Origin of the sequence: Brachybacterium sp. YJGR34, from assembly GCF_003347015.1 — a bacterium.
Classification (GTDB): Bacteria; Actinomycetota; Actinomycetes; order Actinomycetales; family Dermabacteraceae; genus Brachybacterium.
In genome coordinates this window covers 185,803-201,600 of record NZ_PNFB01000001.1, presented here as the reverse complement: position 1 = coordinate 201,600, position 15,798 = coordinate 185,803, and the positions used below count along the sequence as shown (strand labels likewise).

The 15,798-nt window shown below is 72.3% G+C and carries 17 protein-coding genes; 13 read left to right on the top strand and 4 right to left on the bottom strand.

The genetic code is table 11. The features are described 5' to 3' along the window. Positions 1–27: 27 nt before the first annotated feature. Positions 28–957, bottom strand: coding sequence for a carbohydrate ABC transporter permease (locus CXH06_RS00850; RefSeq protein ID WP_114853251.1), 930 nt, complete (start codon positions 955–957; stop codon positions 28–30). Continuing rightward, positions 954–1,928 (bottom strand): sugar ABC transporter permease, encoded by a 975-nt coding sequence (locus tag CXH06_RS00845; RefSeq protein WP_198683978.1) that lies wholly within the window; start codon positions 1,926–1,928, stop codon positions 954–956. Before CXH06_RS00845 ends, CXH06_RS00850 begins: the two co-directional genes overlap by 4 nt. A gap of 258 nt (positions 1,929–2,186) precedes the next feature. Between CXH06_RS00845 and CXH06_RS00840 the strand changes: the two genes are divergently transcribed. From CXH06_RS00840 to CXH06_RS00830, 3 genes are all read left to right on the top strand, one after another. Beyond that, positions 2,187–3,197, top strand: a complete 1,011-nt coding sequence (locus CXH06_RS00840) for a LacI family DNA-binding transcriptional regulator (RefSeq protein ID WP_114853250.1) — start codon at positions 2,187–2,189, stop codon at positions 3,195–3,197. A 122-nt stretch (positions 3,198–3,319) separates the two neighbouring features. Then, entirely contained in the window at positions 3,320–4,471 is a 1,152-nt protein-coding gene (locus CXH06_RS00835; protein ID WP_114853249.1) for an endo-1,4-beta-xylanase, read from the top strand. Between the two features lie 96 nt (positions 4,472–4,567). Further along, complete coding sequence (locus tag CXH06_RS00830) at positions 4,568–5,596, top strand: endo-1,4-beta-xylanase (protein ID WP_114853248.1); 1,029 nt, start codon at positions 4,568–4,570, stop codon at positions 5,594–5,596. On the opposite strand, the gene CXH06_RS00825 is transcribed toward CXH06_RS00830, so the two are convergent. Further along, the gene (locus tag CXH06_RS00825) at positions 5,593–6,624 is read right to left on the bottom strand and encodes a CAAX protease (protein ID WP_114853247.1); all 1,032 of its coding nucleotides are present in this window, start codon (positions 6,622–6,624) and stop codon (positions 5,593–5,595) included. The two genes, CXH06_RS00830 and CXH06_RS00825, sit on opposite strands and share 4 nt — an antisense overlap. Before the next feature lie 103 nt (positions 6,625–6,727). On the opposite strand from CXH06_RS00825, the gene CXH06_RS00820 reads away from it, so the two are divergent. Together CXH06_RS00820 and CXH06_RS00815 are read left to right on the top strand one after the other, a co-directional pair. Beyond that, positions 6,728–7,159: a glyoxalase/bleomycin resistance/extradiol dioxygenase family protein gene (locus CXH06_RS00820; protein ID WP_114853246.1), complete on the top strand. Its 432-nt coding sequence runs from the start codon at positions 6,728–6,730 to the stop codon at positions 7,157–7,159. 104 nt (positions 7,160–7,263) lie between these two features. Beyond that, positions 7,264–7,680: a VOC family protein gene (locus CXH06_RS00815; RefSeq protein ID WP_114853245.1), complete on the top strand. Its 417-nt coding sequence runs from the start codon at positions 7,264–7,266 to the stop codon at positions 7,678–7,680. A 9-nt stretch (positions 7,681–7,689) separates the two neighbouring features. Here the strand turns inward: CXH06_RS00815 and CXH06_RS00810 are convergent, their stop codons facing one another. Beyond that, complete coding sequence (locus CXH06_RS00810; protein ID WP_114853244.1) at positions 7,690–8,562, bottom strand: NAD(P)H-binding protein; 873 nt, start codon at positions 8,560–8,562, stop codon at positions 7,690–7,692. 118 nt (positions 8,563–8,680) lie between these two features. Here CXH06_RS00810 and CXH06_RS00805 point away from each other — a divergent pair, with 118 nt between their 5' ends. The 8 genes from CXH06_RS00805 to CXH06_RS00770 all read left to right on the top strand — a co-directional run bounded on the left by CXH06_RS00805 (position 8,681) and on the right by CXH06_RS00770 (position 15,793). Then, positions 8,681–9,328: a TetR/AcrR family transcriptional regulator gene (locus CXH06_RS00805; protein ID WP_232820137.1), complete on the top strand. Its 648-nt coding sequence runs from the start codon at positions 8,681–8,683 to the stop codon at positions 9,326–9,328. A 92-nt stretch (positions 9,329–9,420) separates the two neighbouring features. Then, positions 9,421–10,659, top strand: a complete 1,239-nt coding sequence (locus tag CXH06_RS00800; protein ID WP_114853242.1) for a sensor histidine kinase — start codon at positions 9,421–9,423, stop codon at positions 10,657–10,659. Further along, complete coding sequence (locus CXH06_RS00795; protein WP_114853241.1) at positions 10,644–11,315, top strand: response regulator transcription factor; 672 nt, start codon at positions 10,644–10,646, stop codon at positions 11,313–11,315. The genes CXH06_RS00800 and CXH06_RS00795 overlap by 16 nt, the downstream gene beginning before the upstream one ends. A gap of 3 nt (positions 11,316–11,318) precedes the next feature. Then, positions 11,319–11,849, top strand: coding sequence for a chloramphenicol phosphotransferase CPT family protein (locus tag CXH06_RS00790; protein WP_232820136.1), 531 nt, complete (start codon positions 11,319–11,321; stop codon positions 11,847–11,849). Between the two features lie 59 nt (positions 11,850–11,908). Further along, positions 11,909–13,333 (top strand): methyltransferase domain-containing protein, encoded by a 1,425-nt coding sequence (locus tag CXH06_RS18785; protein WP_369832960.1) that lies wholly within the window; start codon positions 11,909–11,911, stop codon positions 13,331–13,333. A 3-nt stretch (positions 13,334–13,336) separates the two neighbouring features. Next, positions 13,337–14,032 (top strand): response regulator transcription factor, encoded by a 696-nt coding sequence (locus tag CXH06_RS00780; protein ID WP_114853240.1) that lies wholly within the window; start codon positions 13,337–13,339, stop codon positions 14,030–14,032. 73 nt (positions 14,033–14,105) lie between these two features. Next, positions 14,106–15,026: an ABC transporter ATP-binding protein gene (locus tag CXH06_RS00775; protein ID WP_114853239.1), complete on the top strand. Its 921-nt coding sequence runs from the start codon at positions 14,106–14,108 to the stop codon at positions 15,024–15,026. Then, positions 15,023–15,793, top strand: a complete 771-nt coding sequence (locus CXH06_RS00770) for a hypothetical protein (RefSeq protein ID WP_114853238.1) — start codon at positions 15,023–15,025, stop codon at positions 15,791–15,793. The genes CXH06_RS00775 and CXH06_RS00770 overlap by 4 nt, the downstream gene beginning before the upstream one ends. The last annotated feature ends 5 nt before the right edge of the window (positions 15,794–15,798 follow it).

Below are 15,798 nucleotides of genomic sequence, written 5' to 3'. Positions count from 1 at the left end.
GGGCGGGGACGGAGGGCAGGGAGCGGGTCATCCCTTCACCGCCCCGGTGAGCATCCCCTTGGCGAAGTGCTTCTGGAGGAACGGGTAGACCACGAGGATCGGGATGATGGAGATGACGAGGATCGCCATCTGGATCGTCGACTGCGGCGGCGCCGCCTCGACGACCTGCCCCATGTCCGCAGCGCCCATCTCGGTGCCGTTGACGACGTAGGTGCGCAGCACCATCTGCAGCGGCCACTTCGCGGCGTCGTTGAGGTAGAGCAGCGCGTTGAAGAAGGCGTTCCAGTAGCCGACGCCGTAGAACAGCCCGACCACCGCGAGCACCGCCTTCGACAGCGGGAGCCCGATGCGCCGGAAGATCTGCCACTCCGTGGCGCCGTCGATGCTCGCGGCGTCGATGAGCTCCGCGGGGATGTTCGCGAAGAAGGCCCGGACCACGATCACGTTGAAGGCGCTCACCGAGGTGGGGATGATCAGCGCCCAGAGGCTGTCGATGAGGTCGAACTGCTTCACCACCAGATACGTCGGGATCAGACCCGGGGCGAAGAGCAGGCTGATGAGCACCAGGAGGAGCATCTGCCTGTTGCCCACGGTGCCGCGGCGGGACAGCGCCCAGGCGAGAGTGGTGGTCAGCGCGAGGCTCAGCGCGGTGCCGACAGCGGTGACACCGATGCTGATGAGCAGAGCACGGGCGACGACGCCGCCGGAGAGGATCGAGCGGTAGGCGGTCAGGTCGATCTCGCGCGGGAACAGGACGAAGCCGCCGGCGCTGTTGACCTGGTCCGCGGGAGCCAGGCTGGTCGAGACGATCCCGATGAACGGGATGATCACCAGCGCGCAGGCGATCGTCAGGACGATGCCCTTGAATGCCCTCTCGAAGGGTCCTGCGGTGTCGCCGAGGCTGGCGGCGCGGGCGCTGCGGGACGGGCGGGCGGCGCGGTCGGTGGTCGCGGTCATGCCTTGTACACCCCCTGCTCACCGAAGGCGTGAGCGATCTTGTTCGCGGTGAGGACGAGCACCAGTCCGACGACGCTCTTGACCAGGCCCACGGCGGCCGCCGTGCCCCATTGGCCGCCGGAGATGCCCTCGTTGTAGACGTAGGTGTCCAGCACCTCGCTGGCCTCGATCCCGACGGCCTGCTGCTGGAGGATGATCTGCTCGAAGCCGACGGTCAGGGAGCTGCCCAGCTGCAGGATGAACAGCAGGATGATGATGGGGCGCATGCCCGGCAGCGTCACGTGCCACATCTGACGGAACCGCGTGGCGCCGTCGACCGCGGCGGCCTCGTACAGGGACTTGTCGATCCCGGCGAGCACGGCGAGGAACAGGATCGTGGCCCAGCCGGTGTCCTTCCAGATCACCTGGCTGGTCAGCAGCGCCCGGAACACCTCGGCATTGCCGATGATGTCCAGGGTCGCCATGTCATGGGAGCGCAGGAAGTTGTTGACGAGGCCCGATCCGCCCAGCATCTGCTGGAAGACGGCCACCACGATCACCCACGAGAGGAAGTGCGGCAGGTAGAGGACCGATTGGACGATCTGCCGCATCCGATTCGACATCAGGCTGTTGAGGATGAGCGCCAGGATGATGGGCAGCGGGAACACGAGCACGGCCTGGATCAGCGTGAGGATCAGCGTGTTCTTCAGGGCGTTGAGGAACTCGGGATCGCCGGTGACCAGGATGGAGAAGTTCTCGAACCCCACCCACAGGCTCTCCTTGATCCCGAGATAGGGCTGGAAGTCCTGGAAGGCGATGACGTTGCCCAGCAGCGGGTAGTACTGGAAGCCGATGAGCACCAGCATGCCGGGCAGGGCGAGCAGCAGGACCGTGCGATCGCGCAGGATGCGTCGCCAGAGGGAGGGTCTTTGTCGTCGTGCGAGCCGCGGAGTGTTCTCGGCGGCGCGCGGCGACGCCTCGATGACTGCCATGGGAGGGGTCCTCTCGGACAGGAGGGGGCGGAGGGACGCTGCGGTGCGTCGGTGCGGGCCGGAGGTCCCAGACCTCGTGCCGATGTCCACAACTTTGTGATCGATCACTCGAAGGGAGACGCTAGATGGTGATCGATCACTATGCAAGGGGTCCCCGTCATCCGATCGTTGCCCCGCTCCGCTCCCGGCGGAGCGGAACTGTGCCAGGATCAGCCGGAGCACGGGACGTGCCCGCCCCGCCGACGACAGGAGCCGCCGATGCCGCCGACGCCCGCCGCCGGAGAGCGTCGAGCCACCATCTGGCAGGTGGCGGAGCGGGCCGGGGTCTCGCACCAGACGGTCTCCCGCTTCCTGCGCGGCGACCCGGGCATGAAACCGGTGACCAAGCAGAAGGTGTCCGCCGCCGTCGCGGAGCTCGGCTACCAGCCCAACCTCTCCGCGCGCTCGATGCGCACTCGACGCACCCAGCGCATCGGCGTGCTGCTGCCCGCCGACAGCGCCTTCCAGGCCTCCGCCCTCAGCGGCGCGATCGATGTCGCCACCGCGGAGGGCTACGCCGTGGAGGTGTTCAGCGTCGACGGCGGCGCACGGGCGAGCTTCGAGAAGGTGCACCAGCTCGCCGATTCCGGCCAGGTGGACGGCATCCTGGCACTGGCCCCGCTGCCGCCGGAGACCGAGAACAGCTACCCGGGCCGAGCGGCGATCGTGGCCTCGGCGGACTACGACGAGGACGCGCGATCCATCGGCGCGATGGCCGACGGCTCCTGCATCGCGGACCTCATGGAGGGCCTGCACGCACTGGGGCATCGGCGCTTCCTGCACGTCGCGGGCGACCAGACCTACGCCTCCGCCCGCAACCGCCGCCGGGTCTTCCTCGAGACGGCCGAGCGGCTCGCCCTCCCCCGCGCTGACATCCATGACGGGGACTGGTCCCCGTCATCGGGATACCGGGCCGTCCTCGCACTGACCGAGCGGGACCGCCCCACGGCGGTGATCGCCGCCAGCGATGCCCTCGCGGCCGGCGTACTGAACGGGGCGAGGGAGCGGGGGTGGCGGATCCCGGAGGATCTGAGCCTGACGGGCTGGGACGATCTGTCCCTGGGGTCGTTCCTGCAGCCGACGCTCACCACCGTCAAGGACGACCGTCGACAGCTGGGCCGTACCGCGATGAGCCGGCTGATCGCGGCGCTGCGATCGGAGCCGCTGCCCGAGGAGCGGGCGCTCTCGCGGGTGATCTGGCGGGCATCGACAGGGCCAGCGCCTGCTTGACGCGTGAGACGCACCACTCTAGGCTCCGAGCGAACCGCAAGATTCCCGAAATCTTTCGCACCGGAGTCGAGGCGCGACGTCATCGTGGACGTCGTGGTCGACTTCCCGTCACAGGAGACGACATGAAGCGACGCGAGATCCTCACCGCAGCGATGACGACCGGCGGAGCGATCGCCGGACTGACGCTGGGCACCGGGACGGCCACGGCGGCGCCGGCGGCGGGTCGCCCGCCGGCGGCTCCCGGCCTCGCGAAGAAGGACACGCTGGCCTTCGCCGCCGGCTCCGAGATCCGGATCGGCACGGCGCTGAGCGGCGCCTGGGCTCCCGAGACATCGCCCTACCTCCAGGAGGGCCCGTACCGCGACATCGCCGGCGGCGAGTTCACCTCGCTCACCGCGGAGAACCACATGAAGTGGCAGCCGCTGCGCCCGGACCGCGACACCTTCGACTTCACCGAGGCGGACTCCATGATGGACTTCGCCGCCGCCAACGGGCAGGTCGCCCGGGGGCACACCCTGCTCTGGCACAGCCAGAACCCGGACTGGTTGGAGGAGGGGAGCTTCAGCGCCGAGGAGCTGCGGGCGATCCTCCGCGAGCACATCGAGACCGTGGTGGGCCGGTACGCGGGGCGGATCCACCAGTGGGACGTCGCCAACGAGATCTTCCACGAGGACGGCGCGCTGCGGGCGCAGGAGAATCTCTGGATCCGCGAGCTGGGGATCGGGATCGTCGCCGAGGCCTTCCACTGGGCGCGCGCGGCGGACCCGCAGGCCCAGCTGTTCTTCAACGACTACAACGTCGACGGCATCAATCCCAAGTCCGATGCCTACCACGCACTGATCCAGGACCTGCTCGCCGACGGCGTGCCCGTCGACGGCTTCTCGACCCAGGGGCACCTCTCGACCCGCTACGGGTTCCCCGGCGATCTGGCCGAGAACCTCCAGCGCTTCGCGGACCTGGGGCTGAGGACCGCGATCACCGAGCTGGACGTGCGCATGGATCTGCCCGACGGCGCCGCCCCCACCGAGGAGCAGCTCGCGCAGCAGGCCGAGTACTACCGCCGCGCGACCGAGGCCGCGCTGGCGGTGGAGGGCTGCGAGTCCCTGACGGTCTGGGGGTTCACGGACGCCTACTCCTGGGTCCCCGATACGTTCCCCGGCGAGGGGGCGGCCACCCTGCTGGACGAGGAGTACCGGCGCAAGCCCGCGTACTACGCAGTGCGCGGCGGCGAGCGGCCGCGCCGGCCATCCCGCCCTGACGCGCTGACGCACTGACGCACTGACGCACTGACGCACTGACACCGAGGATCGAGATTCCCGGAAACTTTCGGCGACGGTGGGCGTCGTCCCCGCCCCTTCTGAGGAGACAGCATGGAGCATCGTGACACCCTGGCCCGCGCCGCCGGTCCGAGGATCCGCATCGGCACGGCGGTGAGCGGCGGCGGGAACGGCGCAGGGGCGTCCACCCCGGCGCCCTTCCTCGCCGCCGGTCCCTACCGGGAGTCGGCCGCCTCCGAGTTCAGCTCCCTCACCGCGGAGAACCACATGAAGTGGCTCCTGCTGCGGCCGGACCGCGAGACCTTCGACGTCGAGGGCGCGGACGCGGTGATGGACTTCGCCGCGGCGAACGGCCAGGTGGTGCGCGGGCACACCCTGCTCTGGCACAACCAGAACCCGGACTGGCTCGAGCAGGGGAGCTTCAGCGCCGAGGAGCTGCGGGCGATCCTCCGCGAGCACATCGAGACCGTCGTCGGCCGCTATGCCGGACGCATCCACCAGTGGGACGTCGCCAACGAGATCCTCGAGGAGGACGGCTCGCTGCGCGCCGAGCAGAACCTCTGGATCCGGGAGCTGGGGATCAAGATCGTCGCCGACGCCTTCCGCTGGGCGCGCGCGGCGGACCCGCAGGCCCAGCTGTTCCTCAACGACTTCAACGTCGACGCCCTCGGCCCCAAGTCCGATGCCTACTACCAGCTCGTCCAGGACCTGCTCGCCGACGGCGTCCCCGTGGACGGCTTCTCCACGCAGGCGCACCTCTCGACCGCGCACCCCTTCCCCGATTCCCTGGCGGAGAACCTGCAGCGCTTCGCGGACCTGGGGTTGGCGACGGCGATCACCGAGCTGGACGTGCGCATCGAGCTGCCCGGCGGCGCGGAGCCCACCGAGGAGCAGCTCGCGCAGCAGGCCGAGTACTACCGCCGCGTGACCGAGGCGGCGCTGTCGGTCCCGGGCTGCGAGTCGCTGACCATGTGGGGCTTCACCGACGCCCACTCCTGGATCTCCCACCAGTTCCCCGGCGAGGGCGCGGCCACCCTGCTGGATGCGGAGTACACCCGCAAGCCCGCCTACTTCGCGGTGCGCGACGCCCTGGTCGCGGGGCGGCCGGACGGCGACCGCTAGAAGGGCACGGCCTCGGGGACGGGCGCGTTCGCCGGGCGGCCGACGGCCTCGAGCGGCCGGACGCCCTCGCGCCGACCGATCAGCGCGCAGAGCGCCGCTGTGACCAGCAGCAGAGCGACGGCCGCCGCGATCCCCCCGGCGAGCGCCGCCTGCTCGGCCCCGGCTGCGGTGGCGGCGAGTGCGGCCGCGGAGGTACCGGGGGCGGCGGCCCCGGCATTCAGCGCGGCCGCCCCGGCCCCTGCTCCCGTCCCCGCGCCGGCCGCGGAGACCAGGGCCGTCAGCGCCGTGATCATGAAGGTCAGAGTGATCGGGAGCTCGAGCCCGCCGCTCTTCCAGGCGAGCACTGCCGCGCACAGCGCGAGCGCGAGGGCGGGGAGCAGCACCGGGGCGCTGAGCTCGCGCCCCACCAGCGCGAGGGCCGTCGCACTCAGCACGGGCACGAGCGGCCGGCGCAGCCAGGTGCCCAGCGCCTGCAGCACCACCCCGCGCAGTGCGAGCTCGAGGCCTGCGGCCTGCAACGGCGCGAGCACCACCACGATCAGCGCGATGAGCAGGAGCTGTGGGAGCGTGGCGCCCGCCCCGGCCCCGTCGGCCCCACCGCCGGCGATCGCGCCGGCGAGGCTCGCCGCGACCACGACGATGCCGCCGGCCGCGGCGCCCCGGAGCCCCGCCGGCCGCAGCAGCTCACGGCGGAGACGGGCGGCGACGGACCAGGTGGGTCCGAGCGGCCGCCAACCGCCCACGCGCACGCCGACCATCCCGGCCGGCAGCCAGAGGGCGCCCATCGCGAGGGCGAGCAGCACGTCGAGCCCGCTGCGGGGGTCACCGCTGGTCACGCCCAGGGCGATGTTCACCCCGGGCAGCAGGGCGAGGACGAGGATCACCAGGACCAGCAGCACCGAGGCGAGGAGCACGTAGGCGACGAACGCCGACCCCAGGGTGAGCAGCGGCTTCGACCAGGCCGACCAGGCGGGCCGGAGCGTCGCGAGGCGGTGGTACGGGGTGGGGAGGGCAGAGCGTCGTGGCATGGCACCCCCACTCTAGAGCGCCCGGGCTGTTCCCCTCACGCCGTGGGCGTGGAAGCATGGCGCTCGGGCGGGCGCGGCCGCGCTCCCCGTCGAGAGGACCTCCATGGCCGGATTCTCTGCGTACCTGACCTTCCCGGGCTGCACCCCGGAAGCCTTCACGCTGTACCAGCAGATCTTCGGCGGCGAGCTGATGCTCTGGAGCCATGGACAGGTCTCCCCGCCCGTCCTCGAGGACCTCCCCGCGGACATCCCTCCGGGCTCTGTCGCGCACGCCGAGCTGAGCGGCGGCTACGTCGCCCTCCACGGCGGCGACGAACGGGCCGATCCACCCCGCCCCCTGGACGACGCCCCCTTTCACCTCGTCCTCACCCTGGACACCCCCGACGAGGCCGACACCCTCATGGACCGCCTGCTCGAGGAGGGCGGCACCGCGGAGCGGACGCTCCGGGCGACGCCCGAGGGCCACCTCCACGGCGCGGTCCGGGACCGCTTCGGCGTGCTCTGGGCCGTCGAGGTCCCGCCCGGCACCGCCTGAGACCCCCGCCCCCCCCCCCAGAACCGCGCCTCGTCTGTCGGCACCCGCCGCCATGATGGGCGACACAGGGCCCGGCACCGGGCCCCCACCCCCCAGGAGGAATCATGACCGGCTCCACCCCCTACATCTCGTTCCCCGGCAACGCCAAGGAAGCCCTCGAGTACTACCGGGACGTCTTCGGCGGCACGCTCGACCTCATGACCTACGGGGACAACCCCATGGAGGGCATGCCCTTCACGCCGCCGCCGGAGGCCGTCGCCCATGCCCAGCTCGACGGCGGTCTGCTCACCCTCGCCGGCGGGGACGACATCGGCGAGTCCCCGCAGTCGCTGGACGGCACCGCCTACTCGCTCCTGGTCATGCCCGGCACGGTCGAGGAGGCGAAGGCGCTGATCGAGAAGATCACCGCGTCCGGCGGGAGCGTCGAGATGCCCTTCGAGCCCTCGCCCTGGGGCAGCCACTACGGCCAGGTCAAGGATCGCTTCGGCGTCCTCTTCCAGGTCGACGTGAGCCCTGCCTGAGCAGGCTGGTCAGCCGCGGGCCCTCGCCGAACCGGCGACGTGGTCCGCGAGCTGATCGGCAACGCTGCGGGGCTCGCGTCCCAGCAGCTCGGACAGTGCGGGATCGGTCCCCGCGAAGTGGCCGCTCCGCGTCGCCCGGAACATCGAGAGGGTGAAGCGTGCGACCGCCTCGGGCATGCCGTGCGCCACCTCGGAGGCCACCCATTCCTCGTCGTCGACGACGACGCGGTCGATGCGGCGCCCGGTGAGCGCCGAGGCCGCCGCGGCGATGTCGGCCAGCGTGACCGGGGACGCCAGCGTCATGTCGACCGGGCCGTCGACGGGCGACTCACCGGTGAGGATCACCGCGGCCGCCTCGGCGGCGTCGCGGCGGTCGATCCAGGAGAAGGGACCATCGGCGGGCTTCGCGATCACCCCCGTCTCCTGCCACAATCCGAGCAGCTGGCCGAGGTCCCCGTAGAAGCCGTTGCGCAGGGCGGTCCAGGCGACGTCGGCTTCCGCGAGGTGCTGCTCGGTGGCGGCATGGATCGCCAGCGGCGGATACGGCGTGTCGACGCCGGCCCCGTGGGCGCTGGTGTACAAGATCCGCCCGGCCCCGGCCTGGACCGCCGCGTCGATGGCGGTCCGGTGCTGCGCGACGACGTCGGCGGTGACGTCGTTGGAGGAGACCAGGAGCACCTGCTCGGCGCCCTCGAACGAGTGCCGCAGCGCCTCCGGGTCGTCGTAGCTGCCCTGGCGCACGCGGACCCCTCGGGCGGCCAGGTGCTCGGCGCGTGCGGGGTCGCGGACGCTGACACCGATGCGGGATGGCGGGACGCGCGCGAGGAGGTGGTCGACGGTGGCTCCGTTGAGCACACCGGTCGCTCCGGTCACGATGATCATGGTGCTGCCCTTTCGTCGCGGCGGCCAGGGCCTTCTGCGCTGACGGGAGACCCCCGGCCAGAACTTGACCCCGATGGTCAACTTCTCGAGGGCGCCAGCCTGCACTAAGCTGACCCGGGTGGTCAAGTTTTTCGTCGAGCACGGAGGAGAGATGGTGTCCGAGGCCGGGACTGCGCCGAGACTGCGCACGGACGCGCGGCGGAACGTCGACCGGATCCGTGCCGCCGCGGTGGAGGTGTTCCGCGCACAGGGCCTCTCGGCATCCCTGGAGACGGTGGCCGCCGCCGCCCAGGTGAGCAAAGCGACCATCTTCAACCGGTTCGGGGGACGGATCGGGCTGATCGACGCCGTGGTCGACGAGGTCGTCGCGGCGGAGCTGCTGGACGTCATCGAGTCCACGCGATCCGTTCCCGACCCGTTCGAGCGGATCACCGACTACGTCTGTGCCCTCCGCGATCTGCAGTACCGGATCCCCGCGGTCAACGACGTCCTGCTCCAGGAGTTCCCGGACTCGAAGCAGCTCATGGCCCTGTGCCACCGCGGAGAGGCCATCCACGCGGAGCTGATCGAGGACGGACGCGCTGCCGGCGTCCTCGCCCGGGACGTCACGCCGGAGGATCTCCACGCTCTGACCATCGACACTGCGCTCGTCCTCAAGCACGGGGGCCGGCCACCCCGGGAGGACTACGACCGCCGGACGGCGTTCGTCCTCCGTGGACTCTGCGGATCGCCCCCATCACCGGACCGGCACCGTCACGCGCCATAGAGTCCCGCCCCCATCGCGCGGACGATGCACAGCATCCGGAGGTCAACCGCACGGACGATCCGGGATCCGCGCCGCGTCCCTACGCTGACCCCATGACCGCCCCCGCTCCCGTCGCCGTCGCTCCGCCCTCCGTGCGCAGCCTCCGGCAGTGGGCGATCGCGGCGGGGCAGTCCCTCGCCTGCCTCGCCGTGGGACTGCTGCTGTTCCTCATCGTCTTCGGCTTCACGCTCGAGGAGCACGCCGACGACCCTCCTGACCTGACCGTCGCGATGTTCGGTCTCGACGCCCTGCTGGGGATCGCCGCGACCACGGCCATCGGCCCGCTGCGCTTCCTGCGGCCCGGCCGCGTGAGCAGCGCCGCGCATCTGCTGATCGCAGCCGTCGGGGGCGGCAGCGTCTGGTCGCTGCCCGCTGGGGCGATCGCCCTGTACCGACTGGGACTGCGGCGTCGGGTCCCGCTCGACGTCCTCGCGATCGCCCTGCTCCTCGCCACGTCCACCGCCGCCATGGCCGTCGAGGCGACGATCACCGGCACGGTGTGGGAGTGGGAGCTGGCCGCGGCCCTCGCCGTGACGGCCGCCGGCGGCCTGATCCCGCTGCTCATGGGCCATGTCGTGGGGACCCGCCATCAGCTGGTCGAGACGCTGCGCGGGCGGGCCGCCTCCGCCGAGCGGGAGGCCTCGGCGCTGATGCGGGAGCGGGGCGCGGAGGCGGCCCGGGCTCGGGCCGAGGAGCGCGCGGCGCTGGCCCGCGACATGCACGACAGCATCTCCCATCACCTGGCCACGATCGCCATGCACGCCGGGGCGATGACCTACCGGGAGGATCTCCCGCCCGAGACGCTGCGGCGCAGCGCCGGCATCGTGCGCGACGCGGCCCAGCAGGCCAATCGCGAGCTGCGCACGGTGCTGGTCACCCTGCGCACCGGGGACGGCGACGCCCCGCTGGCCACGGCCCCCACTCTGGGGGCGATCGTCGAGCGCTGCCAGGAGGAGGGCCAGGAGGTGGAGCTCGTGTGGGACGGGCTCGACGCCGCGCAGCTCGCCGAGCGCGACCGCTCGACCGTCGTGACGCTCGCCCGCATCCTCGCCGAGGTGACCACCAACGCCGCCAAGCACGCCCCGGGCGAGCCGCTGCGGGTCCGCCTCGCCCGCGCCGGGGACCGGGTCGAGCTGCGGGCCCGGAACCCGCTGCCCGAGCAGACCACCACGCCCACCTCGACCGGGCACGGCCTGATCGGCGTGCAGGAGCGGGCGCGGCTGCTGGGCGGGGACGCCGTCCACGGCCGCGACGGGGACGCCTTCGAGGTGACAGCATGGATGCCATGGTGAGGGTGCTGCTGGTCGACGACGAGGCGCTGATGCGCGCCGGGCTCGCGCTGATGATCGACGGCGCGCACGGCATCGAGGTGGTGGGCGAGGCGGCCGACGGCCGGGCCGCGCTGGAGCAGATCCGGGCCCTGGCCCCGGATGTGGTGCTGCTGGACATCCGCATGCCGCGCATGACCGGCCTCGAGGCCCTGCGCGCGCTGCAGGAGGAGGGCCTTCCCGCGCGAGTGGTGGTGCTGACCGCCTTCGACACCGAGGAGTTCCTGCTCGACGCCCTGCGGGCCGGGGCGGTGGGCTTCCTGCTCAAGGACGCCCCGCCTCAGGAGGTGGTCCAGGCCGTGCTCGATGCGGCGGAGGACCGTCCCCGCTTCTCGCCCGACGTGCTCACCCGCCTGGTCGCCCTCGCCGCGGCCGGTCCCGCCGGCGCCGAGGTCGCCGAGGAACCCCACGCCGCCCCGTCGGCCGCCCCCGCGGGCATCACCGAGCGCGAGTGGGAGGTGGGACGGCTCGTCGCGCAGGGCCTCGCGAATCCCGAGATCGGCGAGGCGCTGTTCATGTCCGTGGCGACGGTGAAGACCCACCTGGGCAGGCTCTACCACAAGCTGCAGGTCGGCAACCGGGTGCAGCTGGCGATCCGCGTGCTCGAGCTGGGCGGCTGAGCGATGGCACCGCATCTGACCGCGCTGGTGCTGATCACCGGCCCTCTCGCGGCCGGGAAGAGCGCCGTGACGCGCGCCCTCGCCGAACAGCTGCGCGCCGACGGCATCCAGCTGGCGCTGGTGGAGCTCGACGCCATCGCCGACATGGCCCGCCCCACGCTGCCCGACTGGGCGGCAGCCCACCGGATCTTCGCCCAGGTCACCGCTCAGTGGCTGCACGCGGATCTGGACCTGGTGATCGCCGAGTCCGTGAGCGGCCGGGCGGAGCTGGACCTGGTCCTCCGCGGCGTTCCCGCGGGAACGCCCGTCCTCACCGTCGCACTCGCCTGCGACGTCGAGGTCGCGCTCGAGCGCGCGCTGGCGGACCCCACGCGCGGGCTCTCCCGCGACGAGGGATTCCTCCGCAGCGCCCACGAGGCATGGCGCGCGGAACGGTCCCACCTGCCCGTCGACCTCGACCTCGACACCACCGCCACGCCGATCGACGAGAGCGTCCGCCGGATCCGTGCCGTGCTCCCGCGGGCGCGGCGGTGATCACGGCCGGCCGGGCATATCCCGTGGCCCCGTTGCCGGCTCCGCGGTACGGTCCCAGCATGTCCGCCCCTCCCCTGCCCCCGGTGCTCGCGACGCTCGACCCCGAGGCCACGCATCGCGAGGTCGAGGAGCTGCTGCTCGCGGCGGGGTGGAGCCGCTGCGGCGCGGGTGACTGGGCGATCGCCCTGGCCTCCCCCGATGGCGAGCTCGCGGCGCGGATCAGCCCCTTCGATCCCGTGGGCCCCTTCACCGCGCGCCTGTACGACCTCGCCGCCCCCAGCGATCCGGTGCCCCGACTGCTCGCCCATCGGCGCCTCGCCGGTGGCGGGGACCTGCAGGTCATGGAGCGATTGACGGAGGCCCCACCGAAGGAGGCGGAGGCCTTCCTGGAGAGCCTCTCCCGTCCCGATCCCGCCCTGGCCCCGCTCGCCGAGGTGGTCCGGCACGTCCACGACGCGGCGCTGCGCGAGCTGCCCTGGTGCGGGCCGCTGGACACCAATCCGTCCAACGTCATGCGCGCCGCCGACGGGCACCTGGTGCTCATCGACCCCTTCTACGCCGACGGCCCGAACCTCTACGCGATGGCCGAGCGCTCCCCCGACCTCTTCGTCGCCACGATCCCCGAGCATCAGCGGCGCTTCCTCACCGAGATCCCGCTGACGGAATCGGGCCCCTGGCCGGCCGCGGAGAGGAACACGCTGCGCGAACGGCTGGAGCAGGCGGACCGCCGCCGCGTCCCGGCGCAGCAGCTCATGGCCGAGGCCGCGGCGGCCGATGTGGACGGCTGGGGCTTCGGCTGGCTCGAGGGCCGGGCCACCGAGGAGCGCCCGCCGTGGGGCTACTCCCGCCTGCTCGCCGGCGCCGTCGCCGCGGCACAGGTCGCCATCGACCTCGACACCGGCGGCGGCGAGGTGCTCGATCGGTGCCCGCGCCTGGCCGCCCAGCAGCACGTCACCGAGGGCTGGGCGCCCAACGCCGCCCGCGCCCGGGAGCGGCTCGGTCCTCGCGGCGTCATCGTGCACGAGGTCGCGCCCGGCGCCCGGATCCCCGTGGAGGACGGCACCGCGGACCTGGTGACCTCCCGGCATCCTGTCGCCCCGGACTGGCCGGAGATCGCGCGGGTGCTCGCCCCGGGCGGGGAGTACCTGGGCCAGCACGTCGGCCCCGCCTCCGCCTTCGAGCTCATCGAGCACTTCATCGGCCCCACCACCGCGGCGCAGCGGCGCGGCCGCCATCCCGAGGACGAGGCCGAGGGTGCCCGGGCCGCGGGGCTCGAGATCGTCGAGCTGCGCACCGCCCGGCTGCGGATGGAGTTCTTCGACGTGGGCGCCGTGGTGTGGATCCTGCGCAAGTGCGTGTGGTGGGTCCCGGACTTCTCCGTCGAGCGGTACAGCGAGGAGCTGCTGGCGATGGACGCGCTGATCCGGCGCGAGGGCTCCTTCGTCGCCCACTCCACCCGGCACCTGCTGCGCGCGAGAGCCTGACCCATGGCGCACCTCCTGGTCATCGAGGACTCCCCGGACGTCCATGCCCTGCTGCGCGAGACCCTGCAGGCCGAGGGGCACACGGTGACCGGTGCCCACGACGGGATCGAGGGGCGACGGCTGCTCGCCGATCCGCAGCTGGACGCGGACCTGGTGGTGCTGGACCTGATGCTCCCCCATGTCGACGGCTCGGTGCTGCTGGCGGAGCTGCGCCGGACCAGCCAGGTCCCGGTGGTGGTGCTCTCAGCGAAGGATGCGGTGTTCACGAAGGTCGACCTGCTGCGTCTGGGCGCCGACGACTACGTCACCAAGCCCTTCGACCTCACCGAGCTCACCGCCCGCGTCGAGGCGCTGCTGCGCCGCTCCGCCCCCGCGGCCGCGGCTCCGGCGGTGCTCACCCATGGCGACCTGACCCTCGAGCCGGCGAGCGCGCGCGTCGTCCTGGCCGGGCAGGAGGTGCCGCTCACCGCGACCGAGCTGCGCATCCTGCAGCTGCTCCTGCAGCGGCCCGGCCAGGTGTTCTCCCGCCCGCGGATCTACGAGGAGGTGTGGGAGGAGCCCTTCGTCGGCGACGACGCGGCGGTCAAGACCCACCTGTCCAACCTGCGCGCCAAGCTGCGCGAGGCCGCGCCGGAGCAGGACGTGGTGGAGACCGTGTGGGGGCTGGGCTATCGGCTGCGCGCACCGAAGGTCCCGTGATCTCCACACTTTCCTGACCTCTCCCCGCCCACCCTTGACCGGTGCTGGACCATCGGCCCGTAGCGTCAGGGTCATGAACGAGGACATCCTGGTCACAGAGGATCTCACCAAGCGCTACGGCGGCCACGCCGCGGTGCGCTCGATGAGCCTCCGCCTGCAGCGCGGGCGGATCTACGGGCTGATCGGCCGCAACGGCGCCGGCAAGACGACGCTCATGCGGCTGATCTCCGGGCTCTCGATCCCCACGTCCGGCCGCATCGCGCTGTTCGGCTCCGGGGCCGACGCCCCCCGCCAGCAGGATCTCGCCCGCATCGGCACTCTCATCGAGTCCCCCAGCCTCCACGGCGCGATGACCGCCCGGCAGAACATGCACCTGCATCGGCTGCTGCGCGGGGTGCCCGACGCGGGGATCGAGCAGCGACTGCTGGAGCAGGTGGGACTCGGCGACACCGGCACCAAGAAGGTCCGGAACTTCTCGCTGGGCATGCGGCAGCGGCTCGGCATCGCACTGGCGCTGCTGGCGGGGCCCGAGCTGCTGGTCCTCGACGAGCCGGTCAACGGCCTGGACCCCCTCGGCGTGGTCGAGGTCCGCACGCTGGTGCGCGAGCTCGCCGCCGAGCACGGCATGACCGTGCTGATCTCGAGCCACAACCTGCCCGAGCTGTTCCAGACCGCGACCGACTACCTGATCGTCGAGGCCGGCGAGGTCCGGGCCACCCTCACGCTCGAGGAGCTGGAGGCGCGGACCCAGCAGTACCTCGAGGTCGCCGCCGAGGACTCGGCACGCCTGCTGACCGTCCTCGAGCAGACCTTCCCCGGGGCCGACGCCCGGCTGATGCCGGACGGCACCGTGCGGCTCCCCCATCACGCCGACCGCGCCGAGCAGGTGCTGCGCGCTCTCGTCGGCGCCGAGGTCTGGCCCACCCGCCTGGCCCGCGAGGGCGAGAGCCTCGAGTCCTTCTTCCTGTCCGTCGTCGGAGGTGACCGGTCATGATCAACCAGCTGCGTGCTGATCTCTACGTCCTGCGGCACAGCGGCACCGCGGCGCTGTGCCTGCTGGCCGCCGTGCTCGCCGCCACGGGATACACCGCCCTGCAGCACAGCCTGGCCGTCGGCGATCTCAGCGCCAACGCTGCCAGCGGCGTGCAGGGGCTCAGCGACATCCTGCTGGTCTCGCTGCTGGGGCCGCTGCTGTACGGCGTGGTGGTCTCCCAGCCCTTCGAGACCCGGTCCGTGCACGACGCGCTGCTGTCCTCCGGGCGGGGCGCCTTCATCGCCTCGACCACGCTGATCGGCGCACTGCTGGTCACGGCGCTGTCGCTGCCCTACGGAGTCGCGGTGCTGATCGGCCGGGCCACGGGCGCCGAGTTCGCCGCGGCGCTGCCCACCGCCTTCTCGCAGCTGCTCGCCGCGGAGAGCGCCGGGGCCGGAACCATCATCGCGGTGACCCTGGCCAGCGCGCTGCTGATGGCCGCGAAACTGGCGGTGTGCCTGCCGCTGGCGATCCTCGTCAAGCGCCCCCTGGTGGTGATGGCTGCCGGCTTCCTGTGGTCCTTCGTCGCGGACCTGCTCGCCGGCGCCCTGGACGACATCCCGGGTCTCGAGGCGCTGCTGCGCCTGACGCCCTTCTCCGCGGAGCGCCTGCCGGGCGTGGAGTCCTCCGCTGCGGAGCTGTGGACCACCCTCGCGGTCTCCGCGGTGTTCATCGCCCTGATGGGCGTGGTCTCCTGGCTGCTGTTCCGGCGGGCCGACGTGAAGTAGCCTCC

Excerpts from the sequence above, each read along its gene's own strand:
- CXH06_RS00850 (WP_114853251.1), bottom strand. The coding sequence starts at position 957 with ATGACCGCGACCACCGACCGCGCCGCCCGCCCGTCCCGCAGCGCCCGC.
- CXH06_RS00845 (WP_198683978.1), bottom strand. The coding sequence starts at position 1,928 with ATGGCAGTCATCGAGGCGTCGCCGCGCGCCGCCGAGAACACTCCGCGG.
- CXH06_RS00840 (WP_114853250.1), top strand. The coding sequence starts at position 2,187 with ATGCCGCCGACGCCCGCCGCCGGAGAGCGTCGAGCCACCATCTGGCAG.
- CXH06_RS00835 (WP_114853249.1), top strand. The coding sequence starts at position 3,320 with ATGAAGCGACGCGAGATCCTCACCGCAGCGATGACGACCGGCGGAGCG.
- CXH06_RS00830 (WP_114853248.1), top strand. The coding sequence starts at position 4,568 with ATGGAGCATCGTGACACCCTGGCCCGCGCCGCCGGTCCGAGGATCCGC.
- CXH06_RS00825 (WP_114853247.1), bottom strand. The coding sequence starts at position 6,624 with ATGCCACGACGCTCTGCCCTCCCCACCCCGTACCACCGCCTCGCGACG.
- CXH06_RS00820 (WP_114853246.1), top strand. The coding sequence starts at position 6,728 with ATGGCCGGATTCTCTGCGTACCTGACCTTCCCGGGCTGCACCCCGGAA.
- CXH06_RS00815 (WP_114853245.1), top strand. The coding sequence starts at position 7,264 with ATGACCGGCTCCACCCCCTACATCTCGTTCCCCGGCAACGCCAAGGAA.
- CXH06_RS00810 (WP_114853244.1), bottom strand. The coding sequence starts at position 8,562 with ATGATCATCGTGACCGGAGCGACCGGTGTGCTCAACGGAGCCACCGTC.
- CXH06_RS00800 (WP_114853242.1), top strand. The coding sequence starts at position 9,421 with ATGACCGCCCCCGCTCCCGTCGCCGTCGCTCCGCCCTCCGTGCGCAGC.
- CXH06_RS00795 (WP_114853241.1), top strand. The coding sequence starts at position 10,644 with ATGGATGCCATGGTGAGGGTGCTGCTGGTCGACGACGAGGCGCTGATG.
- CXH06_RS00790 (WP_232820136.1), top strand. The coding sequence starts at position 11,319 with ATGGCACCGCATCTGACCGCGCTGGTGCTGATCACCGGCCCTCTCGCG.
- CXH06_RS18785 (WP_369832960.1), top strand. The coding sequence starts at position 11,909 with ATGTCCGCCCCTCCCCTGCCCCCGGTGCTCGCGACGCTCGACCCCGAG.
- CXH06_RS00780 (WP_114853240.1), top strand. The coding sequence starts at position 13,337 with ATGGCGCACCTCCTGGTCATCGAGGACTCCCCGGACGTCCATGCCCTG.
- CXH06_RS00775 (WP_114853239.1), top strand. The coding sequence starts at position 14,106 with ATGAACGAGGACATCCTGGTCACAGAGGATCTCACCAAGCGCTACGGC.
- CXH06_RS00770 (WP_114853238.1), top strand. The coding sequence starts at position 15,023 with ATGATCAACCAGCTGCGTGCTGATCTCTACGTCCTGCGGCACAGCGGC.